The 25,030-nt window shown below is 47.5% G+C and carries 16 protein-coding genes; 1 reads left to right on the forward strand and 15 read right to left on the reverse strand.

Annotation, left to right across the window (positions count from 1 at the left end):
- Window positions 1-644: 644 nt before the first annotated feature.
- From QUB16_RS21400 to QUB16_RS21425, 6 genes are all read right to left on the reverse strand, one after another.
- Window positions 645-1,751, reverse strand: a complete 1,107-nt coding sequence (locus QUB16_RS21400; RefSeq protein ID WP_333319184.1) for a hypothetical protein — start codon at window positions 1,749-1,751, stop codon at window positions 645-647.
- Complete coding sequence (locus tag QUB16_RS21405) at window positions 1,748-3,592, reverse strand: CHAT domain-containing protein (RefSeq protein ID WP_333319186.1); 1,845 nt, start codon at window positions 3,590-3,592, stop codon at window positions 1,748-1,750. The genes QUB16_RS21400 and QUB16_RS21405 overlap by 4 nt, the downstream gene beginning before the upstream one ends.
- Window positions 3,593-3,623: 31 nt before the next feature.
- Window positions 3,624-4,784, reverse strand: a complete 1,161-nt coding sequence (locus QUB16_RS21410) for a DUF1822 family protein (RefSeq protein ID WP_333319188.1) — start codon at window positions 4,782-4,784, stop codon at window positions 3,624-3,626.
- An 18-nt stretch (window positions 4,785-4,802) separates the two neighbouring features.
- Window positions 4,803-5,594 carry a hypothetical protein gene (locus QUB16_RS21415; protein WP_333319190.1) on the reverse strand — a complete coding sequence of 264 codons (792 nt, stop codon included), beginning with the start codon at window positions 5,592-5,594 and terminating at the stop codon, window positions 4,803-4,805.
- 159 nt (window positions 5,595-5,753) lie between these two features.
- A complete protein-coding gene (locus tag QUB16_RS21420; protein ID WP_333319191.1) occupies window positions 5,754-6,086 on the reverse strand; it encodes a hypothetical protein in 333 nt (110 codons plus the stop codon).
- Window positions 6,087-6,504: 418 nt separating this feature from the next.
- Entirely contained in the window at window positions 6,505-6,660 is a 156-nt protein-coding gene (locus QUB16_RS21425; RefSeq protein WP_333319193.1) for a hypothetical protein, read from the reverse strand.
- Between the two features lie 41 nt (window positions 6,661-6,701).
- On the opposite strand from QUB16_RS21425, the gene QUB16_RS21430 reads away from it, so the two are divergent.
- Window positions 6,702-14,174, forward strand: coding sequence for a calcium-binding protein (locus QUB16_RS21430; RefSeq protein ID WP_333319194.1), 7,473 nt, complete (start codon window positions 6,702-6,704; stop codon window positions 14,172-14,174).
- 228 nt (window positions 14,175-14,402) lie between these two features.
- On the opposite strand, the gene QUB16_RS21435 is transcribed toward QUB16_RS21430, so the two are convergent.
- From QUB16_RS21435 to QUB16_RS21475, 9 genes are all read right to left on the reverse strand, one after another.
- Window positions 14,403-15,593, reverse strand: a complete 1,191-nt coding sequence (locus QUB16_RS21435) for a GIY-YIG nuclease family protein (RefSeq protein WP_333319196.1) — start codon at window positions 15,591-15,593, stop codon at window positions 14,403-14,405.
- Entirely contained in the window at window positions 15,586-17,661 is a 2,076-nt protein-coding gene (locus tag QUB16_RS21440; RefSeq protein WP_333319198.1) for a DEAD/DEAH box helicase, read from the reverse strand. The genes QUB16_RS21435 and QUB16_RS21440 overlap by 8 nt, the downstream gene beginning before the upstream one ends.
- A 70-nt stretch (window positions 17,662-17,731) precedes the next feature.
- Window positions 17,732-19,393, reverse strand: coding sequence for an AIPR family protein (locus QUB16_RS21445; protein ID WP_333319200.1), 1,662 nt, complete (start codon window positions 19,391-19,393; stop codon window positions 17,732-17,734).
- A 205-nt stretch (window positions 19,394-19,598) separates the two neighbouring features.
- Window positions 19,599-19,829 (reverse strand): addiction module protein, encoded by a 231-nt coding sequence (locus QUB16_RS21450; RefSeq protein WP_333150963.1) that lies wholly within the window; start codon window positions 19,827-19,829, stop codon window positions 19,599-19,601.
- A 107-nt stretch (window positions 19,830-19,936) separates the two neighbouring features.
- Window positions 19,937-20,191 carry a type IIL restriction-modification enzyme MmeI gene (locus tag QUB16_RS21455; protein WP_333319202.1) on the reverse strand — a complete coding sequence of 85 codons (255 nt, stop codon included), beginning with the start codon at window positions 20,189-20,191 and terminating at the stop codon, window positions 19,937-19,939.
- A 92-nt stretch (window positions 20,192-20,283) separates the two neighbouring features.
- Complete coding sequence (locus tag QUB16_RS21460; RefSeq protein WP_333319204.1) at window positions 20,284-20,634, reverse strand: type II toxin-antitoxin system death-on-curing family toxin; 351 nt, start codon at window positions 20,632-20,634, stop codon at window positions 20,284-20,286.
- The gene (locus tag QUB16_RS21465; RefSeq protein WP_333319206.1) at window positions 20,619-20,840 is read right to left on the reverse strand and encodes a hypothetical protein; all 222 of its coding nucleotides are present in this window, start codon (window positions 20,838-20,840) and stop codon (window positions 20,619-20,621) included. The genes QUB16_RS21460 and QUB16_RS21465 overlap by 16 nt, the downstream gene beginning before the upstream one ends.
- Window positions 20,841-20,843: 3 nt before the next feature.
- The gene (locus QUB16_RS21470; protein WP_333319207.1) at window positions 20,844-21,863 is read right to left on the reverse strand and encodes a DNA-binding protein; all 1,020 of its coding nucleotides are present in this window, start codon (window positions 21,861-21,863) and stop codon (window positions 20,844-20,846) included.
- Window positions 21,860-24,670 carry a DNA methyltransferase gene (locus tag QUB16_RS21475; RefSeq protein WP_333319209.1) on the reverse strand — a complete coding sequence of 937 codons (2,811 nt, stop codon included), beginning with the start codon at window positions 24,668-24,670 and terminating at the stop codon, window positions 21,860-21,862. The genes QUB16_RS21470 and QUB16_RS21475 overlap by 4 nt, the downstream gene beginning before the upstream one ends.
- Window positions 24,671-25,030 lie beyond the last annotated feature (360 nt).

Consider the following 25,030-nt stretch of genomic DNA (forward strand, 5'->3'; position numbering starts at 1 on the left):
CCCCTACGAATTTTGGTTATTGCGAGCGTAGATTCATCAACAATAGATTATAATATCACAATCCTGTAGGGGCGGGTTCACCGAAATATATGACACCCAACGACGAATCGTAAAAACCCGCCCCCACCCCACCCAAATATTAATAATTCATTGAATTTAACCCGGTGGCGGGGATGTTATTTGGGGTAATTGGTTGGGTGCGGGCGGGTTTATAAACATTATTTGTGGGTGACAAAATCCCTGGCGAACCCGCCCCTACGAATTTTGGTTATTGCGATCGTACATTCATCTACCAATAAATTACAATATCACAATCCCGTAGGGGCGGGTTCACCGAAATATATGACACCCAACGACGGATATTAAAAACCCGCCCCCACCCCACCCAAATATTAATAATTCATTGAATTTAACCCGGTGGCGGGGATGTTGTTTGGGGTTATTGGTTGGGTGGGGGCGGGTTTATAAACATTATTTGTGGGTGACAAAATCCCTCGCGAACCCGCCCCTACGAATTTTGGTTTTTTGGGGTTATTGGTTGGGTGCGGGCGGGTTTATAAACATTATTTGTGGGTGACAAAATCCCTCGCGAACCCGCCCCTACGAATTTTGGTTATTGCGATCGTACATTCATCAAAAATTCACTATTTCCTCTGTTCCCTCCTTTGCAAATCTCGCAATTGCTTCTCTACCTTTTCCGCCATTGGCAAATCTCCCAAAGTTGTATATCCATCTTTTGCCATTCGCAAATATTTCATAGCTTCCAGATTATTTCTCATGGCTGAATGAACTTGTCCCAATCCGTATCGAGCGGCCGTCAACTCCTCAATATCGTCAGGTTTCGCCGTATTAATCACCTTGGAATAGTAGACTTCAGCCTGGGGAACCAGTTGTAGCTTTTCCAGATACAGATCGCCCAACGCTCGATTAATTGGCGGTGTTTCCACTCCTGCTTTTTGTATATTTTCTAAAATTTCTATGGCTTCGGCTATCAAGTTTGTGTTAAGATAAACGCTAGAAATTGCTAATTTTTTGGCGTTTTCGTTAGGTACTTGTTTGTCGATCGCCCCAACCGCATCCTTAACAGCCTCAACTTGCTTCTCATCCAGCAAGCTAAACTCTGTATCTCTTTCTCCCACGGCACTTTCAGAAGAAGCGCCCGTATTCGCCTCGACAATCAATCGGTACCTAACACCCGGTTTCAGCGCTGGTTCCCCCGGATAGACAGCCTCAGTACCGCTAACAGTCATTTCCCAGTTTAATTTCGCTCCATTTTCCCGGAGGCTCAACTTATAGCTAGTCGCACCAGCAACCGGATTCCACCGCAAAATTGGCTTACTGTCGAGCAATTTCGTGCGCCGCGGACTGATTATATAAGGAATTGGCGCGCTATTCCAAGCAATTTTACCGTCGCCGCGATCGGGACATTTAATCAAGTCGGTGCTACAATCAGATTTCGACTCTTCTTTGGCTAACAAACAGCTATTCAATTGATTTTCACCCGGTGCGATCGACTTAATTCCCAAATCTGCACATTGGATCGTCAGTTGGGCGTTTTGCGCTGTTCGCAGTGTGTCTCCCGGATAAAGCGGCGTACCGCTGGTAGGGCGGACAATTAGGCCGTTTTGGCGATCGATCGCAACTTCCCCGCTACTATGGATAATCAGTCCGTTGGAGATTCTGTTACTGGCTGCTAGTGCGGTAGTTGCGATCGAGCTTAAAGCTATAAAAACTGCAACCCTGATTTTCATTTGATATTTCCTTTTGCTTGTAAACGTTGCTGGGCAATTTGCAGGCATTCATCTTGTTTCGGTACGCGGTAATCTGAATATTTAAGCGCCTGATTCCAGGCTTCCAAGGCTGCTTGCGGCTTACCTTTGATTTCGAGAACCTCTGCTAAGAGACATTGAGCTTCTGGGCTGTCGCTTCTGAATCCGATTGCTATTCTTAAATCTGCTTCTGCGGCGTCATATTGCTTTTGTGCCAACCGCACCCAGCCGCGATTTTTGAAACAAGCGGCTTTTACTCCGTCATATTCAGTATGTTCTAAACAGCGAGCAATAAATTTTAAAGCTTCTTGAGGTTGATTGTTGAGAATCAGCGATCGAGATAATTGAGAATTCGCCTCAGCAGAACCCCGCCGCGCTGCCTCCTTCATTAATTTTTGCGCGTGCTCTTTTTCATTCAAGTCCTCATACAACACAGCTAAGTTATAATGAGGTGTGGCATAATTTAAATTTAGTAAAGTTGCTAATTGGTAGCATCTTTCAGCGATTAATAGTTGACCCTGACGGTGGCTGGTTTTTCCTATTTCATTCACAACGCGGCCAAGTATCGGGCCCATTAACATATAACTGATAGCCGTAATACCTAAACTTTTTGCCGCCCGCTGCATCCAATCAATTGGAAGAATTAACGATTGGTTATTTTGGCGATCGCCCCAAATATCTCCCGCCCGAATAACAGGGCGATCGCATGCCAACTCTAGCAATTTTAATCCCTCAAATGTGGGATGTTGACACAGCACCGGTATTCCGCTCGCGCCCGGAAATTGAGCTTCCCAGCGCAGCAAATCATCCTTAGCTTTTCGCACCGCCACAAACAGAGGTTCTTTGAGCGCCAAATATCTAAACAAAGACTTCACAAATTCGTGAGCGATTACATCTGGTAGCGGCGCACGCATCACAATTACTGACGGTAAAGGGATGCCCTCAGCGACTAAATCAGTTGCTATTCCCAGGCTCGAACACGAATTAAAAATTAGTAACTGCAAACCTTTAAAAATTGCTTGCTTCATGCCTCCTTTTAAAGGCTCTAAAGTAACGCTATCATTTTCATTGAGATACAGCATTCCGTTGGCGGCATTATCGTCGCAGTCGCTGTGTCCGGCATAAAAGAAAACTTGCCAGCCTTTTTCATCAAACAACTGGTCATGTAATTCTTGAATCGTCGGCTCTTTAATAAAATTTAATTCGCAGCGCTCGCCTAAATATTTTTTAATTTCTGTGGTATCTTTTTCAACATCAATTCCCTTGCTGTTCCCTGAAACACCTAAAACTCTTCCCTGGGAAGGTAGAGGCATTCCTCCTGCGGTTGCTTGTTGAGTAACTGTTCCATACTCTGAGGAACTTACGATTATTTCACAATTGTAATATATTTCGCGAAATTTCCACGCATCCCAAGGCAACTGCCAAATTTTAGAGTTATCGCACTCTAGGAAGATTTCCACGCATTCCGATCTATCTTTAATTTCGGTTCTGAGTTTGACCTCAATTTTTTTGAAAAAATCATCATTCTCAAGCCACTTGTTCATCTCTGCTTTCAAGCCTTGACATATAGCAGCAGGGTTGTCTTCAGAAATATTTGTTTTACCTGCGGGCTTGATTTTGATTCGAGAACTGCTTCTGCTAGATTTTACTCCACCGCAAATACTTGTCCATCTTCTTTGTAACTCCTCAACTAGGGGGGCTGGTGGCAAGCTGCCACAAAATTTATAGACGGTTTTTCCTTTTTTTTTCAACTCCGCTGTCACCAGAGGAAACCCCCCTGTTAGACTCCCAAACCCCAAAGCCAAGATGACAGTCCAGCTCATAAATTGGATGCGATTGCAGTTAATCAAAGTATCATACCACAAAAGTTTCTGTTATGCTTAAATCATCTAAAGTTACTCGAATACTAAAGCTCTCGTCTGGCTCTACGTGAAAATCGTTCAGCAAAATGCACAAGTTCTGAACTGTTGCTTCTACCTCGTGTAGATTTTCTCCGATGTCGGATATTAAGGAAAGTTTAATATTCGTTGGCAGGTAAGGTTCTCCAATCGCCGGATGCAGTTGGACGTGAACTCTGAGAGTGCGATCGTCCTCTTCGGCAACAGCAACCAACAAAGCAACACTCGTCCTTCCCAAACGCATTCCCAAGTCAATCAACTTAGCCCGCGTCACATCAGCTTCGGGAAACCTATTGATGCTGCTTTGGCGCCCCGGCCAGGTAGATTCTGTTCTCAAATTTCCACCTCCTCGGAATGCAAAATTGGGGTTTTCTTCAGGAAAAATTAGGTTTTCTAAATTTTCTTTACCTTTCTCAATTTTCTGCCAACCTGTTTCGGCAACATTCTTAAACCAATTGCCTAAATGAGATTTCACTGGGTTTTCAATTTCTGTAGGAGAAGTCTCCGGCTGCGGATTAAAGATTGATTCAACTGACTCCCAATCTGATGTAAATACATTCTCCAGCCACTGACGCAGATTGACTTGAGATTCAGATATATGTTCGAGGTGGAGCAATAAGTCATCCAGGGAATGCAACTCGCTCAATACTAATTCGCCCGTCCCCGCAGTTGGGGAAAACCCCAGTAATCTCGCTTCCTTTTCATCCTCCTCAATTTCTACTACCAGATAACCGATGCGCTCCTCCCTTGCTTCCGGGGGAATGTGACAATTATTGGATAGGTTGTGCGGCGAATTGATGCGATTAGTTTCTGCAGGTGTCGGCAAATTTATCAGCGGACGGCATTCTATTTTTCCTAAATTTTTGATATATAAATCAGCCACATTTTCCAACAAGCGAACAACTGGATTCCAGCTATCGCAATTAGTTAAATCTGTTTCAATATCTAAAAGCGTCAAGTAATCGCGGACGGCCAACACAGCCAAAGTGTTGAAATAAACTTGTTCTTTTTTGTGGGGGTGACGCTGTTCGGAAGCAAATTGCCGTGCTGAACGAATTGCCTTTTGGGTAATTGGCATTGGCAAGGATTGGTTTCCGATGCTGTTACTCTGTGCCATTGTTAACTCCTTTGATGATTAAAATTCGTAATTTTCGCGAAATCTTTGCAAGTGAGGGCGACATTGAACTCGGTGAAAGGCATACAGGGTAGGATACGAGCAGGAAAGTTCTGCTGCTAATACGGTGAAACTTTTGCCCGCTGATAAACCTTTTAATATAACTTGACAAGTTATATCGGGTCGCCCTCTAACGTGTTTACTCAACACCCCATCGGGATCGTTATCAATCCAGGCTTGAAGTTCTGTAAAAAGCTGAGCTGTTTCGAGAATGTGAGTTCGATCGCGATCGGGCAAATTTTCGATTCGATCGATCGGCGTTCCGTCTTCTGAAATTTGTTCTCGATCGTCTCTCCTGTTATTTTCTCTATCTACCCTCGAAGCCCAATTTTGCAGCCGTCGCTTGAAATAATACTTGAACCAAGTAATGACATTGCCGCGAGTGCGATCGTACTGAGTTCCCGTGCGGGATTCGCACAAATTGCTAGAGAAAAACTCCCACTGTTCTTGCAAAGCATCTTCATAGTAAGGTACATTTTCCTTCCTGATCAGGCCGGAGTTTTTCATCTTAGTCACAAGCTGGTTCAACAAACGGCTGCGCTTCAAACCGGGAGGATGCTGGCAAATTTGGGTGACAAGCCGATCGAGCTCTTGATATAGAAGTTGTCTGTGGGATAATTTCGATTCTCCCTCACCCTCAACAGCATCGGTTTGGTTCTCAGATAATTTCGATTCTCCCTCACCCTCAACAGCATCGGTTTGGTTCTCGGATGGGCGGTCTTCCCCCTCGGAGGGGATGTACTCATCATTCATAGTTCAGTGCGGCCGCAACTTTGTTCCTACATTTACTTATCAGGGTAAGTTGCAGGAATTTATGCGAAATTCTGAAAGTTTTTTTCAGCGGATGGTTGAAACTCTTGCTGTGCGGTGGATTGGGTCGTTCAATTAGATGTGAATTTTTGTTAACACGCATCAAAACCTGCATAAACCGGGTTTTTGCGATTTATGCAGGTTGGTAACGAAGTATTCTGCGAAAAACCCGGTTTCTGACCACCCGTGCGTAACATCGATCGCCCTTAAATCCCGAAAACACCCGTTGTTCCGTACTTTCACCCAGTGTTTGCCAAACTCGACAAAAAAAACTTGAGAGTTTTGCATAAAACTACCGAGCTCACCCTGATAAGTAAATAGGAAGAACAAAAAGGCTTTAGGGGCGATCGCCCTTAAATCCCCAAAACAACCGTTGTTCCGTACTTCCACGCAGTCTTTGCCAAACTCGACCAAAAAAACTGGAGAGTTTTGCATAAAACTACCGAGATCACCCCGATAAGTAAATAGGAAGAACAAAAAGGCTTGAGGGGCGATCGATCTTTGGTGTTAACAACCAGATCGATCGGGCAATCCGATTATCTCGCAATCCCGAACTCCGGCAAGGGTTGAAACCCCTGCCTCAAAGCGAAAGTCGTCTGAAGACGACTGAAGAATTTACCAGTCCTCTTTGAGAGGACTTGTGCTATGAGGCGGGGAATTCATTCCCTGCCGGAATGTGGGGAAGCGCGTTATTCGATCGCCCTGAAATCCCGAAAACACCCGTTGTTCCGTACTTTCACCAGTGTTTGCAAAACTTTACAAAAAAAATCGTAGAGTTTTGCATAAAACCACTGAGCTCACCCTGATAAATAAACAGAAGGGAAATTACGAAGTTCATCGCACTTGTTGAGAGTTATTCAAAAGTGCGATCGCCCGTAACTTCCCGATCGCACATCGCACTTCGCGAGACTTCAGTTTGGGTAAATGACGGATATACGACAGCTAGAGAGTACGAAAGTGCAGAAGTGCAGAAGTGCGATCGGGCTTGTCGATAGAGTCGCTTTGTCAATTTTTAGAACACATTGTATCTACCACGCGAGGACAAAAATCATGGCTACTAATTTTAACTTTGAGTTCGATAAAGTTTACGACCAACTGGTTAAAGAAGGTGGAAATAGTCAAGTTGTTTATATCAATGGAATGTTCACACCGTCAACAGAGTTTGACATTCAAAAAGATCATCTTGACGAGCTTTTCAATTTAAAAGGCAATGAAATTATTACAGGAGGGTACAAAGGTTCACTTTTGTACACCCCTTATTACAATAAGTCTGATTATACTGGCAACCTGGTTGAAACGGTTGTCATACAGCTTGCCAAAGGACTTTTTGAAGCAGCTACATCAGTATTTCTCGATCAGATAGCAGGGCAGATTTCAATTACTTCAATGTTTCAGTTTTCCCAAAATATATCAAGTCAAAAGTTAAAGGACATGATAGACGATGTTTTTGGAGACTTATTTCAAAGTATTATTACTGGAGAGCCTGAAGGAAATTTAGGTACTTTTTCAGATAGTTTGGATTTGATAAAACTGTTTTTTGAAGATCCTGTTCATGCCTTAAGTAGCGGTGAGTTTTTAAGTGAAGCAGCTTTGTTTCTTACAAATTTTATTCCGACACCTTGGGATGCTGTTTATGATGGTGTAATTGGGACTTTGCCTGATGATTTTAAAGAGTCATTAGCTCAATACTGGTATAAATACCCAGATAAAAGTCAAGCTTTAAATGGTGAATGGACAACAAAAGCTAGTGATTGGCTGAATCTGCCAAATTCTAATAACTCTTTGATTTTGATAGGTTACTCTCAAGGCAACTTTTTTCTGGAAGATGGTTTAATTGAGATCGGCTCTCAGATTGATCCATCTCGCGTTAGAACTTTAGCATTTGGCTCTCCAACAAGTTACTTTCAAGCAAAACAAGTAGTTGATATTTACGGCAAGAATCTTTTCAATCCGTTAGATCCTGTAGCCAAGCTGCAATTTAATTCAGACGATTTGTTGACGAAAGTTTCAAATATATTTCAGATGTTGCAAGGGATTGTTCAAGGGAACATAGGTCAACATGATTTCAACAATTATGTACAACGGGATGATCTTAAAGACAGTCTCAAAGAGTTCTTCTACGACTTGCATCCCAAAGGGTACTATTTTCCTAGTAAAGACACATTAATGCGCCCAGGCACAGAAAATGATGACTGGATTAAAGGAAATGGCGACATTCAAGGAGGAGAACGCAACGATGTTCTACAAGGTGAAAATGGCAGCGACACCTTAACAGGTGGTTCTGGCTTCGACTTTTTAGACGGGGGAACAGGAACAGGAAGTGATATTGCTAGTTACTCCGGCAGCCCAATTGGAATTAAAGTTTGGACTGATAAAGTTGATGACAAATTTGATGTTTACAAAGTTGAAGATGGCTTTGTTGTAAAAGGCGAAAAAACAGTAGACACTCTTGGAAATATCGAAATCATCAGTGGCTCAGATTTTGCTGATGAAATGACTGGCGGTGACTACAGCGATATCTTCTACGGCCAAGGCGGAAACGACCTTTTTTGGGGACAAAAAGGAGACGATACATTCTACGGTGGCAGTGATAATGACACAGCTTACGGCGGCGATGACAATGATGACCTTCGAGGTGATGAAGGAAGCGACGATTTAAGAGGAGAAAACGGCAACGACTCTCTCTACGGCGGTCAAGATAACGACTTCCTCTACGGTGGCGATGGTGAAGACGAACTTCGCGGCGAACAAGGTTCTGATGAACTCCGAGGAGAAAATGGTAATGACACCCTCTACGGTGGCACCGAAAATGATTCTTTGTACGGCGGCCAAGGTGAAGACAAACTCTACGGCGAAGAAGGAGACGATGATTTAAAAGGAGAAGAAAACAACGATTCTCTTTACGGCGGAACTGGCAAAGATACCCTGAATGGCGGTACTGGAAATGACGACTTGCGAGGCGAACAAGGCGATGATTTGCTAAAAGGAGAAGCCGGAAACGACACTTTATATGGTGGCGAAGACCAAGACCAACTTTATGGTGGATTAAATGCCGACTTACTCTACGGCCAAGCTGGCAACGACCAACTTTTTGGTGAAGATGGCGACGACATTCTCGACGGTGGTAGCGACAACGATATCCTCATTGGAGGCAGCGGCGATGACAAACTCTACGGCCAAACTGGCAACGACATCATCCAAGGAAACACGGGCGAAGACTACGCCGAAGGTGGCAGCGGCCGCGACTTCATCCCAGGCAACGAAGGCAACGACATCCTCTACGGACAAGACGGCAGCGACACCGTAGAAGGCAACGCCGACGACGATTTCATCGATGGTGGCAGCGGCCAAGACTCGCTTCTGGGCAATACCGGTGATGACATCATTTACGGACAAGCCGGCAACGATGTCATCCAAGGCAACGAAAATAATGACTGGCTAGAAGGTGGCGACGGCCAAGACATCATTGATGGCGGGGCCGACGACGATGATATTTACGGACAAGCTGGCGAAGACAATCTTTTCGGCAGTCAAGGCCAAGACTACATCGATGGTGGTGACGGCAAAGATACCCTATTTGGCGGCTTCGATGACGACGTACTTCTAGGCCAAGCAGGCGATGACACTCTCAACGGCAACGCTGGCAACGACGAATTATTTGGCGGTACTGGCAATGACTCGTTAATCGGAGAAATCGGCGATGATTTAATTGACGGCGGAGAAGGAGTCGATCTCGTTAATTACATCAATTCTCCCAGTGGCGTTATCGTTAATATTGACGAAAATAGCGACTACGACAACAACACCAACCAACGTTTCAAAGAATTCGTCACCGCAGTTAATCCCAGCGAATACTACACCGAACTCGAACGGGATTTTGAAATTGCGGCTGGTACGGGTAAAGACGGTTTTGGCACTACCGATGCTTTGAGAAACTTAGAAGACATCATCGGTACTCGCTTTGAAGACATCCTAATTGGCAACGAAAAAGATAACCGAATTTGGGCATTAGAAGGCAACGATTTATTAATTGGCAATGCCGGCAATGACTCATTTTACGGCGGAGAAGGAATCGACATTCTCAGCTACCGCCGCGACCCCAACGGCGTTACTGTGAATTTACAAACAGGCGATGCTACCGACGGTTGGGGAAATCAAGACAAAATTGCCGACATTGAAAACGTCGCCGGTTCTCGGCATGACGATAATATTACCGGCGACGATACCGTTAACGTTATCACTGGCGATGCTGGGAACGATCGCATTTACGGACTCGGTGGCCACGACCAACTCTACGGCGAATTCGGCAACGACCTAATCTACGGAGGCGAAGGCGGCGACAGCATCTACGGAAATCAAGACCGAGACACCCTATACGGTGAAGTCGGTCAAGACTACATCCGAGGCGGTGATGCCGACGACTTAATCTACGCCGGTAGCGATGACGACACCGTTGCAGGAGACGCTGGCTACGGCAACGACACCATTTTCGGCGAAACAGGCAAAGACTTACTCTACGGTGGCGCTGGCGACGACTTTGTGTACGGCGGCGAAGACAAAGACACCATCTACGGCGAAGGCGAAAACGACAAACTCTACGGAGAAGGAGACACCGACCTAATCTACGGTGGCACCGGCGACGACGAACTCTCCGGCGGCGACGACCAAGACACCCTCATCGGCGAAGCCGGCAACGACACTCTCGCAGGCGATGCAGGCGACGACACCCTAGACGCCGGAACAGGCAACGACTATCTCTACGGCGGTACCGGCAAAGACACCCTAAATGCCGGCCTCGGCAACGACCAACTTTACGGGGGCGGCGATGCCGACATCCTCCTCGGCAAAGAAGGCGACGACTACCTCTACGGCGAAGCGGGCGACGACACCCTCGATGCAGCAGAAGGCAACGACAACCTCTACGGCGGCGACGGCAAAGACATTCTCGATGCTGGAATCGGCAACGACCAACTTTGGGGTGGTCAAGACGATGACACTTTATCAGCCCAAGCTGGCGATGACTACCTGTTTGGGGAAAACGGCGATGACATCCTCGATGCCGCCGAAGGCAACGATTCCCTCTACGGCGGCGACGGCAAAGACATTCTCGATGCTGGAATTGGCAACGACTATCTCTGGGGTGGTCAAGACGACGATACTTTATCAGCCCAAGCTGGCGATGACTACTTGTTTGGGGAAACTGGCGATGACATCCTCGATGCTGGCGAAGGTAAGGATTCCCTCTACGGTGGAGACGGCAAAGACATTCTCGATGCCGGAATCGGCAACGACTATCTCTGGGGTGGTCAAGACGATGACACGTTATTAGCCCAAGCTGGCGATGACTACCTCTACGGCGAAAACGGCGATGACATCCTCAATGCTGGCGAAGGCAACGATTCCCTCTACGGCGAAAACGGGAAAGACATTTTAGATGCCGGAAGTGGCAATGACTATCTGTGGGGAGGTCAAGGCGATGACACTTTATCAGCCAAAGCCGGCGATGACAAATTGTTTGGGGAATCTGGCAATGACATCCTTGATGCAGCAGAAGGCAACGATTCCCTTTACGGTGGCGACGGCAAAGACACCCTGTTCGGCGAAGCTGGCAACGATTTATTAGAAGGCGGTTTCGGCGACGACTCACTCTTAGCAGGCGACGGTAACGATACCCTTCTCGGTCAAGCTGACAGCGACACTCTGTACGGCTTCGGTGGCGATGACATCCTGGAAGGCAACTCAGGAAAAGACCGACTTTTTGGGGAACTCGGCAACGATACTCTCAATGGCGGTACTGAAAATGACACCCTCGAAGGCGGTGACGGTAACGACATCCTCGACGGTGGTGATAATAACGACAGTTTGTTCGGACAAGTCGGTGATGATACGGTTATCGGCAACAGTGGCGATGACATTGTTGACGGCGGTTCCGGCAATGATTTGCTTCAGGGTAATCAAGGGCGCGATCGAATTTTCGGTCAATCCGGCCTCGACACCCTGTTCGGTGGCGACGATAGCGACACTCTGTGGGGAGGCGATGACAGCGACAACTTGCTGGGAGAATCCGGCAGCGATACCCTGTTCGGCGGTTTCGGCAACGACCAACTCGACGGCGGCGAAAATAATGACAGCCTCTACGGGGAAGGTGGCGATGATACCTTAGCTGGCGGAACAGGCGAGGATTTCGTAGATGGCGGCACCGAAAACGACACTCTCTCCGGCAATGACGGCCGTGACAAATTATACGGCCGCCAAGGCAATGACTTCTTAGAAGGCAATGCCGATAACGACCAACTGTGGGGTGGCGATAACGAGGATACGCTGTTAGGACAAACCGGAGACGACATTCTGCGGGGTGAATCGGGCAATGACAGCCTTGATGGTGGCGAAGGGGCCGATCGACTTTTCGGTCAAATCGGCAAAGATACCCTCTCCGGTAACATTGGCGACGACTACTTAGAAGGTGGCGGAGACGATGATAGCTTAACTGGAGGCGAAGGAGTCGATCGAATTTTCGGCAATGACGGCAATGACTTCGCCGACGGCAACAGCGGCGACGACTACATCGACGGCGGGGCGAACAACGATACTTTAGCAGGGGGAGAAGGGCGCGATCGAATTTTAGGTCAATCCGGCAACGACAGCCTCGAAGGCAACGACGACAACGACTTCCTCGATAGCGGAACCGGAAATGACACCCTGTGGGGCAACGACGGCGAGGACGAACTCTACGGCCGAGAAGACCAAGATTTCATTGATGGCGGCCGCGGCAGCGACCAAATCTACGGCGGAGATGCAGCCGACACCCTCCTCGGACAAACCGGAGAGGATAACATCGACGGTGGTTCCGGCGCAGACTCGATTCTCGGCAACGACGGCAACGACAACATTTGGGCTCAAGCCGGCAACGACTTCATCAACGCCAACGCCGGCAACGACAACATTTGGGGCGACGAAGACGACGACCTGATTTTTGGAGAAGCAGGCGAAGACAAAATCGACGGCGGTTCCGGCTACGACACCATCGACGGCGGCGCAGGCAACGACGAACTGTTCGGCGGTACCGGCAACGACCAATTATTAGGAGGTGCCGGCAACGACAAAATTGACGGCAGTATCGACGACGACAAACTGTTCGGAGGTAGCGGCAACGACTTGATGTTTGGCAGTCAGGGGCAAGACACGATGTTGGGCGAAGTTGGGGAAGACACCCTCTACGGCGGCGACGAAACTGACCTAATGGACGGCGGCGCCAGTAACGACTTGGTTGTAGGCGACTCCGGCGACGACATCCTCACCGGCGATTCCGGCGACGACACCCTGGCTGGCGGCAGCGGCAACGACTTGATGGGAGGAGGTAACGGCGACGACTTGCTGTTCGGCGAATGCGACGACGACACGATGCTGGGAGGTGCCGGTAAGGACTCTCTCGACGGCGGTTGCGGCAACGACTTGCTAACCGGGGAAGCCGGCAGCGACAACCTTTTGGGCAACGAAGGGGATGACAGTCTCGACGGTGGCAGCAGCAATGACACCCTCGATGGCGGTAATGGCAACGACTTCTTAAATGGTGGCAGCGGCAACGACAGCCTTAACGGTAACGATGGCGATGACAGCGTTTACGGTGGCGAAGGTAACAACGTACTCAAGGGCGGGAACGGCCAAGATTCGCTGATTGGAGGCAGTAGTTCCGAAATATTTGTGCTATCACCAAGTTCGGGACTTGATAACATTTTCTACTTCCAGGGCGATCGCGATTACTTCGGACTAACACAAGACCTCACTTTTGACCAATTGCAAATCGTTCAAGGCGGCGAAAATTATACTAACGATGCTTTGATTAGCGTCGCAGGCACCGGCGAACACTTAGCTTGGGTGAAAGATACTCAATTTAGTGCGATCGACCGTTCTCGCTTTGTACCCTTGAGCCCCGGAACCCCGCTACCTGGAGTTTTCAATACTCCCTCGGATATCGATCTTTTAACCGGCGAACCTGTTGATAGTAACGATGTTCTAAGTGCGATCGATAGCAGTTCTGATACTAGCTTGTCCAGCACGACTACCGCATTAATTAGTCAGCCAAACAGCACGACTACTGCACCTATTAGCCAGTCAAACAGCACGATTACTGAATCAATTAGCCAGTCAAATAGCACGACTACTACTCTAGAAAGTGCCAGCCAGCCACTGGTGACAACAGCTACTAATCCAGCTATTTCAACACCAACTGCTGCCACATCTACCACCGATGACATCTTGCTAAATGGCGGTGAAATTCCAACCCTGAATAGCTTTAGTGGCATCGATGATGACATTCTCATCTACGACTCTAACAGCTTGTTAACATCTCTAACCAGCGCTCAAACTCAGCCAATTATTCCTTTGCAAGCGGCGAGTGTTGGTAGTGCGATCGCTCCTACTGCTAATCCTTCTGGTAAGGAAGCTGACCTCTTACTCAATGCGAATCCGAGTCCTATTCAGCTACCAACAAGTAGCGATTTAAGTGGCACTTCTACCTTGTAGTAATTGTAGGTTTGCTTGAGGGCGATCGAATAGATAAAAACCCGGTTTCTTCAAGAAACCGGGTTTTTGGCAGCTTTTGCGGTTTGTAATACCAAATCCGGGTTATATCGTTGACCGTTGCATGGTCATGATTTAACCGCAGAGAACACAGAGGACACAGAGGGAGAGAAGAGAGATATGAATAATTATGCTACGGGATTTGATATTAGCTATTGTTGCGATCGAGCCTTACGATCGCGTGAGCTTTGCTGTCTTTGGATCGTATCGGAATCGATCGAGGGTTCCTTCTTTGATTTTTTCGATCGCCTCTTCAATCACCTCTAGCGGCACAAGGAACCACTCCCTTGGTTTCACGGTTGTGCCGAAGCGATCCGGCAATTCCAACTCCAATCGAGCACTGCTGAAAAACTTTTGAAGTAGTGCCTCAAGTCGCTTCCGGTTCATATTTGCCAGTTTGAATTTTGCGACGATTTCCACATCTGCTAGCAGATAGGTGGGGTCTTTCTTGGCGTTGGCAATTCGGCTTTTTACGTCTCCTCCGGTGACACCAATCTTGTGAATGACAGACCGATTCTCAGCAATGAAGGGATGATCCGATTGGCTCCTGAGCACGTAAATGTACCCAGTTGGTAAGTCGTCTGCTGCTTCAATGTGAGAAAACAGGGGGCCGAAATCTGGGGTGGTGATGCGGCGGCTGGCCTTGTCTTTATTTAAAGCACGCTGGAGCGATCGCAACAGCAAATCGCTCTCGGTGGCATTGTCATAAACCACCCTCAGCCGGCAGTCCGATCGCCCATAGTCACTGACAAACGGCTCACCCATATCGACCACCATCACCTTCTGCCCATCAAGGATGAACAAATCACCTTCCTTTACGGCCGCATAGTCCTGGTATTTGATGGTTTGCCGTTCCCCCGACTGCAATTGCCGTTGCACTTTGTCAAAGATGGGTTTGAATTCATCAAAGTCCTGGCAGGGAGTACGTTGGGCGATTTCCTCCGCTGCTTTGATTTCGCTGCGCGATCGCACATGAGTAAGCTGGGTAACGTCGTTCTCTGAGGCTGCATCGACTCCAAGGGAGGCCAGCAGTGCTTCATCTGTGAGATCGCTTTCTGCGATCGGGCTGGCATCAGTCTCAGCATCTAACAGTCCGCGTGAGTCTAGCGGTTCCAAGACTGCACGACATTCCTCCGATTCTCGCAGGCGATCGAGCCGTACTGCATAAAGCCGCTCGAAGATATCCCGATCTTCCCCATGCTGGGGCAGTCTGCCATATTCTTCCACAAACCGCTCGATCTCCTCAAAGCCTGCGATGATCCGCTCTTCTCTGGCAGAACGCTGGCCGGAGGGTTCGGGGGTCATGTCCATGCCCAATTCACCGAGCAATTCCAAATCATCATCGGTGGTGTACTTAGGCATTAGTTTCCTCCTTTACTTTGCGTTGCAGGAAGGCAACTCCTTCTGCCATCCGTTTTTCCCAGGGATCGACTGCTGTGAGAGAGGGCAACCTGCCCTTTTCTTGCTTGAACCGCAGCGCCCGTTTGGCTAATTCCCGCGCTTCTTCCACGCTAAGGGTTACTCGCTTAGCCGCAATGACTTCTGCCACCTGCTTGAGCCGTTCTTCGCTCATGGACTTAGCCAGGATGGCGTAGGCTTCGCCAAAGGGATTGATGCGATCGATCAGATCCATATCGAGGTCTGTTACCGATAGGGCGAACTTCCTCACCCCATCGAGGAGTGAGGTGTTTTTCGCTGCTTCCCCACCACCAGGATTTGTGGCGTACTGCCCACCACTTTCGTTCATGGTTTTTTTAGCTTGTTGGACGAGGGTTAGGGCGGCGATCGCGTGTTGGCGGACGGCTTCTCGATCTTCCGCTTCTAGATTTGGGAACTTCTCTTTGACGATTTTGCCCATGCGAACTTGGGTTAGTTCTTCTGGCACCAGTTCTTCATCAAATAGGCCACGCTCGATCGCGGGCTTATCTTGGACAAATGCCGTCACCAGTTCGGTCAAGTCTTCGCGGCAGATGCGTTCGGCTTCCGGGCTCTTGGGTTCGGCTAATCCCTTAATTTCCATTTGAATCAGGCCTCTCTCTGGATTGATGCCCACGTTGCACTTGCCAGGATTGTACCCATCTTCCCCGTAGTCGAAGCCCGGTGTTGGTTGATTGTCGGGGCGCTTGGGTTTGAACTCGAAGCGCGGCGCGAGCACTTGCTCCATCAGTAGGCTGGCCGCAATGGCTTTGAGCGTGTCGTTCACTGCCTCGGTGACGGCAGATTCGGCGGCATCCGGCTCGGCAATCAGGTTGGTGAACCGAGCGCGGGTTTTGCCTGGTGCATCGCGGGTGGCACGACCGATAATCTGAATAATCTCTGTCAAACTGGAGCGGTAGCCGATCGTCAGGGCGTGCTCGCACCAGATCCAATCGAAGCCCTCTTTCGCCATGCCGAGGGCGATGATGATGTCCACACGATCGCGATTGTTCTTCTGGGTGGGGTCTTTTAGGGCGGTGGCGACTTTATCCCGTTTGGTGGGGTCGTCGTCTACGAGATCGGCAATCTTGAGAATAGTTCCGTCGGCGGTTTTCACGAGTTGAAACCCCGTCTTGGGATCTGTGCCTTGCCATTCGCCCAGTTCCTCGATGATGTGCTCCACCTCGCGGATCTTGTCCTTGGTGCTTTCGCGGGAGTTGACGTTGGGAATGTGCAGGATGGTTTTCTCTTTGGGGTTTAGCACCTGCACGATCTCGTCGGTGTAGCTACCCGCGTAGAAGTAGTAGCCGATGTCGAGTTGCTTCAAGTATTGGTAGCCGTTGAGCTGTTCGTAGTAGGTGTAGGTGACGGTATCGAATCGCGATTCGTCTTCCGGGTGCAACACAGCTTCGGCATCGCCGCGAAAGTAGGAGCCGGTCATGGCTATGATGTGGGTTTTGTCGCGGGCCATGAGTTGGCGGACACGATCGCCCAGTTTGTTGTCTGGGTTGGACGAAACATGATGAAATTCGTCTATGGCGATCAGGCGATCGTCTAAGACTTCGATACCGAATTTGTCCACGGCAAAGCGGAATGTGGCGTGAGTGCAGACCAGAATCTTGGCACCGCTGGCTAGAAACTTCTGCAGCGCGCCCACTTTGCCGCCGTCGTTTCCCGGTGCGTCGCAGAGATTCCACTTGGGTTCAACTTGCCAATCGGCCCAAAAGCCAAACTGACTCAGCGGCTCATCGTGGAAGCTGGAGCCGATCGCCTTTTCTGGCACGACGATGATAGCTTGTTTGAGGTTCTGGTTCTCTAGTTTGTCCAGGGCGATGAACATCAATGCCCGACTTTTGCCGGAGGCGGGGGGCGATTTGATCAGGAGGTATTGTTCGCCGCGCTTTTGGTAGGCGCGTTCTTGCATCGGGCGCATACCGAGGGCGTTGGGGCGGGTGGAGGTGCCATCCTGGGCGTAGGTGACGGAAACTGAGGGAATCGCGATCGGTTTGCTCATGGGTGGTAAACTTTGGTTTTGCGATTGACAGGCTGTTCGGTAGCACTTATCGGACATTCATTTTGGTAAGTCAAAGTCTACTGATTAAATCGCCACGCCGAAAGGTTGCAGATAGCTGCTGTAAGGAAATCTCTTGTTCCCCATAAAGATCTTGCAGCGCACGTTGAATATCCTGTACTGAGGCATCGAAATAGGCTTCGCTATTTTGTTCAATCAGATGCTGTGCAGATTTAAAATTCTGATGGCTAATGTCTTTCATCTGAATATTCAAATCAGCAAGAAGCTTGCGTCCCATCTGCATGGCAATAAAGCATGAAGCATAGCGAACAACATCTGGATCGGCAGGATTTGGTCTTTTGCGACGATTTTCTGCAATTCTGTAAAGCTGAACGGCAATTACAACTTGCGAGCCGCTCAATTGGTCGGTGAAGATTGCGTCATAAAGTTTTCCGAAATGCTCGCGCGAGAAGAATTTTGCTTGATGAGGCTTTTCTCGCCAAACAGATAGTATGGCTTCAGCAGCTACTCCTGAAGTAATATCTATCGGACGGGTACTAGAATCAGATCGCTTCCGGCGGTAATTGAATCCTAATTGCTTAATATCTATTTCCAGTCTTTGCTGGAGTTCGTCATTAGCGCGTAAATCTTTAAGATCTACTGGATTTTGACTATTAGTAGCATAAGTGATTCTTTGAACTAAACTTTCGTTTTCATGAGGTAATTGATAAAGTCGAAGCAGAACATAAGCTTGGGCATTTTCATGAAGCAAATTGTTGTCACGCAAAGTTTTGAATATGGTCAGACAGGTTTGGCCTCCATTGATAATTTGTAAATTTTCGACACGCACCTGATAATTACCATCTTGCAAAGCGTTGTACGAAAAGTTTTCACAAGTTAGGGTTATCCCATTATTGTAAAAGTAGAAATTGTTCTTCTCATCGCTGGTTAAAGTGTTTCTAATAGCCTCATTGACGCGATTACCTTGCAAGCCTAAGTAACGACGAATATTCCGCTCTAATAATCGTTCACCATGTCGTTCAATTAGTGCTGCGATTTCGGTGACGGAAATTCTGCCAACTAATACTCGGCTAAATTCCATATCTTCAACGATCGCCTTGCCACTTAGTTGCAAAGAATCTTTTACGGGTTTGGAAGCTTGCAGAATTTTGACCAAGCGTTCGTGATTAATATGCTCCCACGTAACTTGACTGCCGAAGCCAGTGCGTTCAATAGCTTCCTGTGCAGACGCATTCCAATTTAGGCCATTGTTACAGGCTAATGCCCGAACCTGTGGGATGTAACCATCCCGAATCAAACTACGAGCTTCTTCGACTTTTGCGAGCAGTCGTTGATTAATATGTTCTAGTCTAGCTGCTGGATTAAATAAGTATTGAATTGCGTTGATTAAACTTTCAATGCCTTCTTGGGGAAAGTTAGAATCTCCTGCTAGCTTGTTTTTGTATTTTGCTTGAAACAAGCTAACTGTAAATTCACCATCATACTCTTCGGAAATGTGCATGGCATCTACGCCAAAGTCACCAGATCCTTCGGTCAGGCACTCGAAAGCGTCGTCATCTTCTAAATCCAAGATGGTTCTAACACATAGGTATACAAATGCGAGGGACTTGATTTTACCTTCATCTTGGATGTGCAATTCTTCGGCGGACTTTTGACGAATATCGTTAACGACTGATGCTAATCGTTGGTCAATGATAGATGCATTAATGTCCATGTACTTATTTACTTAGTATGTTCTCAAGAATTCGCTTCATTCAGTCTAGGCGGGAATATGGTCGGCTTGATTATGAGATAGTTGAGAATTTTTAATTCTTTTGCTGAAGCCAGTTAGTTAAATCGACGATATTCGTAAAACCCTTCAAGTCTAGATTGCACAGCCTCTGCATATTCTTGCAGGGCTACTGGGTGAAATTCATATTTCATTGCTTTGAGAGTTGCCGTATTTGGGCTAAGGCAATATCTCCGGGAATGGTTTGAACTGCGCCGCTATCAATTTCCGCAATGCGTTCTTGAGCTTTCTGCACGCCTTCTAATAAAATATCTCGATCGATTTGTCTTTCCATGCTCTCCACAATTTTGTCAATGAGGATAGCCTTGGCTGCATCTGGTAATGCAGTGGCTTCTGAAATGAGTTGGTCTAGGGTTAGCATTGGCTTGTTTGGCTATAAGGGGCTAGTCTGATTTTAACATTCTGTATTTAACGGGTCATTTTGGTAGCTCGTAGGCGCAAGCCGGGGCGCAGCCATCGCGATTCTCCTCATTTACCTCCTTTAGGTTTGGCGGATTTTTTTGGCAGTGCTGGCTGACTGGTCATCTTTGTATACAATTCAAACAGTTTTTCGAGGCGTTCGGTGTCGTTTTTGAAGCGGCGACCGATGTAGATTCGTTCCAGGATTTCGTCATTACGATCGTGCAGCGACTTCTTTGGAGTAGCGTGGTCTGCGCGGAGGTTGGGGGGCATGGTTTCGGGGTGACTCCCATTTGCTTTTAAGCACTTAAATCCTTCATTCATAAGGGTTTTAAGCTTTGGAGCTTCGTCATGTGGATTTGCATTTAAGCATTTTTACGCCCAAAAAGGGAGGTAACGACTCTGCTCTAGCTAAGCTAACCATTAGAATCAATATCGCCCATGACAGCAAGCGCTAACTTAAACTTAAGTTCTTCACTGAAATCTTCCTCGAAAATAAGAGACTCAATCAGTTCACATAGAAACTCTTTAGAAATTTTACCTTCTGCTATCCAGACGGCGATATTTTCCATTTCTAGTACAAATTTTATTACTAAAAAATCATACCCGTTGAGCTTGAGGAAATAAGCTCCCAATGCAATACTAGAGCGTTTATTTCCGTCATTAAAAGCATGAAAATTGTTGACAGCAAAAACTAGGTGAGTTAATTTGTGGTGAATCTCAGGATAATAGAGATCGTTTTGAATATGTTCTAAGCTAATCCGCATTTAAATTGCATAGTAAAATAAATTTTTCCTCTTGTGGGGTGGGCATCCTGCCCGCCCTCACCATACAAATTAAATGCACAACAGCTTAATGCGCTCTCTAGTAGACTCGGATTATTAGAACCCGGAAATCCGCCTGAGTTTTCGATAATCCAATCATGCAGCTCGATCGCATAGTGAATGTCAAAGTAAAAAAAATCTGCTGCCATAACTTACCGATCCTTCAATCGCTTAAATACAGCCAAAAGAGCCGGATCGGAAAGTTGCTCTTCTAAAGAACGGCTGGTTTCTCCTAAAAATTTATCAAAGTCGCTCTCTGGAACACTTTGGATATACGCTTCTAATTTTTGATGCAGAGCATCCCGAAACCCTAAATCACGACTGGCCATTTTGATGCGGGCATCTTCAATAATGGGTTTTAGGTAGGGGTTTTCCTCTGCCGCTTCCAATAGCGAATCAACCTCTTTTTGTTTCAGCTTTCGTCCCACCTTTTCTGACTCGGCTTTCAATTCTGCTGCCAAACCATTCTCTAGACTGGCAATGGCGATGAGAACTTCGGCATACATGGTATCACGGGGACAATCGTTTTTACCCAAACTTAATATCTGCTTATATTCTTCGGCTTTCTCTCGGAAAACAATCTGATACACTTTGTTGGTGTAAATGCCATACTTAAATTTACCCATGTCGAGGTAATTATCAAGGGCATCGGTAAAGGTTTTACGATAGCTAAATTCTTGATAGACTGCTGGTAAGTAATTGTTATCTCTCTGGTTAATATATTTGGTATGTCCGCCTGCCCTTTCTGCCATTACGTCAATCACGATATCTAAGATGCGCGATCGAATTGCACGGGCCCGATCGCTCTCCACTAGCACCATTGCTAGATTTAGAGTCGCCCGGAAGGTGAAAACCCCTAGGACTGTGGTTTTGGTACCGTAATCAGTTACGGTAGCATCCATCAAAGTCTTGAACTCTCGAAGTTTCTGACCTCGTAGCACCCTATAGCCATTAGTCTTCAGCTCATCGTTGTGACTGGATAGATACTTTTCAATTGTACTTTCGCTGATACCGAAAATTTCAATCAGTTGTTGTTTGGTAAATAGCAGTTCTTCTTCATAGTAAGTGCCTCCTAATCCCAAGTATTCTTCTATTTTTTCTAGGGCATAGCGATTGTTGAGAATATTTTGGCGATCGAGTGGCGATGAAGTTAAATCTTTTGCCATCATCATTTTTCTCCTTTGGTTTTACGTTTGGCAGACTTGTTGAGGGGCGCTGGCTGACTGGTCATTTTTGTGTACAATTCAAACAGTTTTTCGAGGCGTTCGGTGTCGTTTTTGAAGCGGCGACCAATGTAGATTCGTTCCAGGATTTCGTCATTACGATCGTGCGCTTCCCTAACCAGAGGGAATTCGGTATCCATACGATCGCGATCGTACATATCCGCGATCGTGGCTGGGAAATAGTGCTCTCGCGCTAGCAGGATATCTTCGGCGCAGCGGGTGAGGTCGGCTTTGTTTTGATCGGTGAGGGTGGGGACGGGGAAGGTGTTCCAGCCGAGGGTGTTGGAGTAGCGAAAATCGGTTTTTAACTTGCCGCAGACGGTGGCGATCCAGACTAGGTGAAGGCGCGAGGCGATCAGCGCCATGTTCCAGAGGGGAGCATCGTAGAGGGCAAAGGCGTTGTCAGATACTATTGAATGCCTTGATAGGAGCCCTACTGGCAAATAAGGTCGAGACTCTGATGTAACTTTTGGAACGATAATAGAATGCGCGATGCTTCGTCCTTGAATCTGCCTAAATCGATGTGATTTCTCTGCATACGCTTGTGTCGAAAGTGCCGGACTTTTCAGACGCATCTGACGAACGGCAGCTACGCGATCGGCGATAAAATCTGAAGCTAGTGCCTCGTGAATCTCGGAATCTTCAATCCAGAGGCATCGCCTGACGATTCCTCTTACAAACTCTTGCGAACCCACGAAGTCAAAAATAAATTTTGCCAGAGACGGTTCGGTACTCACTGCGTCTCTAGCTTCTGAATCTAATAGTATCAAGTTCCCACCATCTGATGGTTTATTACCCCAAACCATATAGTCCTTGCCTTCTGGGGGGCGTGAAACTGCTTCAACAACTACATTGGGACTAGGCACCAGGTAGGCGTTTATATTTATGACCTCTTTTTCGCTAACGATACCATCATCAGTAATTTCAAAAAGCCGACGTATTCTAGTCGGATGATTTGAAATTCCAACTATAGCAACAGTTACTCCGGCATTGTTACTTGCAAGATTTGCCCATTTGAACGACGTATGTGCAAAGACAATCTCGTGACCATTCTGAAAAATTAACGGCCATAAGATTGGCACCTGCTCTCCTTGACAGATGGAGTTAGTAGATACAAAAGCAGCAATGGTGTTCGTATGTGTTGCATAATCAGCAGCCTTCACGAACCACCCACTTACATAATCAAGTGATTTCCATGCCTTGATACGACCTCCAAAAATTAGTTGAAGATCATCCTTCTGCTCTTTCGATTGCCAAGTAAAACCAAGATAAGGCGGATTCCCACAAATATAAGTCTCCCCGCCCTCATTCTCAAAATCAATCTCCGCTACTTCCCGCATCTCGCCAAACAAATCCAAATCCTCGCGCTGCACCTTCACCCCCGCCCCCGTCGGCGGACAAAGACTCAACCAATCCAACCGCAACGCATTCCCACAGGTAATCCAGTTATCATCCTTCAGCGGCAAAAACTCCGCCAGCGCCAACTTCGGCCCCCGATACAACACATCGCACTGATACTCCGCAATAATCAACGCCAACCGCGCAATTTCACAGGAAAAGTGACGCAATTCAATCCCCCGAAAATTCGTCAGCGGTATATCAGATTTGCGATCGCCCTCACCCCGAAGACGATTAATCTCCGCCTCAATTTCCCTCATCTTCTTATACGCAATCACCAGAAAATTCCCCGATCCACAAGCCGGATCGAAAACCCGAATTCGCGCCATCCGTTGCCGCAAATTCAGCAACTTACGGGCGTTATCCCCCGCTGCCTCCAATTGCTCCCGCAAACCATCCAAAAACAGCGGATTCAACACCTTGAGGATATTCGGCACACTCGTATAGTGCATCCCCAACGCACCCCGCTCCTCATCATCCGCCACCGCCTGAATCATCGACCCGAAAATATCGGGATTAATCTTTGTCCAGTCCAGATTGCCAACATGAAGCAGGTACGATCGGGCAATCTTGCTAAAACGCGGCACCGCCACCCCACCCGAAAACAGCCCTCCATTCACATAGGGGAATCTATCTGCCCAATTCCGAATCTTCGCCGCCTCCCGATCCTTAAGCGGCGTACACATCGCCCGAAACATCTCCGACAGCACCTCGTGCGTATTCGACGAATCACTCGCACTCATTTGTTCGATGGTGGCAGTGAAGAGGGCATTGCTGTGAAAGATATTCGTATCCTCCGCAAAAAAACAGAAGATTAGTCGCGCCATGAAGTGATTTAACGCTTCCCGGCGATCGGCCTTGTCCCACTCCGGGTTCTCCTTCAGCAGCTCGACATACAGGCGGTTGAGGCGCCCCGTAGCCTTGATATCAAAGGCGTTCTCACGGATCTGCTTGACTGTCGTAATGCCCGCCAATGGCAGGAAAAAACCAAAATGGTTGTGAAAGTCGGGGTAGTCGCAGGCGACAGTCTCCCCATCAACGAGGTTTTCCGCCTCAAAACTTTTGCCATCGGTGGCCAGGATAAACTTAACCTTATACCGAGCCGTCGCCGCACTATCCCGCAACGCCGTGAGGGTGTTTGTCACCTCGCCTTCGGGGCAAACCTTCACATGGATATTGTTACGCTGGAGCAAGCCACCGAGATCCGATTGGTTGGAGCCACCGCTTTTGCTTTTGAGTCGCTTGAGAGTCGTCGGCTTGTTACCAAAGGCTTCGAGGAAGGCAAAGGGGAACTCTTCCGAGTCAAAGGGCGCTTCAGCGAGCCTGGAAACTGCTTCTTCGATTTCGACTGCATTCATAGTTCCACCATAGGTAGCTCAGGGGCGGTAGCTCAGAGGTTCCATTATCGCCTCTTAACGCAATTTTGGATTTTACCTGATTTGTCGATCGATCTTCTGGGTTCAAGCGACACCACCCATGATTAACTCTGCGATCGTAGAAATGCCCAGAAAATCTCTGGGAACCCAATGTCTATTAATACCATGTGCGATCGATTAACCATAATATCCCGGCTAGGCGGGTTTTTGAGATTGTCAATTACTGTAGTTTAGACTAAAAAATGAGTGCAGCTAAAAGTAGCCACCTTTTAACAGAAGGCAAGATGTTGCTCAAAAACTCAAGAGGTAGAAGATTAAACAGCTAATCTTGAAGACTTTTTG

Origin of the sequence: Microcoleus sp. D3_18a_C4 (assembly GCF_036702415.1) — a bacterium.
GTDB lineage: Bacteria > Cyanobacteriota > Cyanobacteriia > Cyanobacteriales > Microcoleaceae > Microcoleus.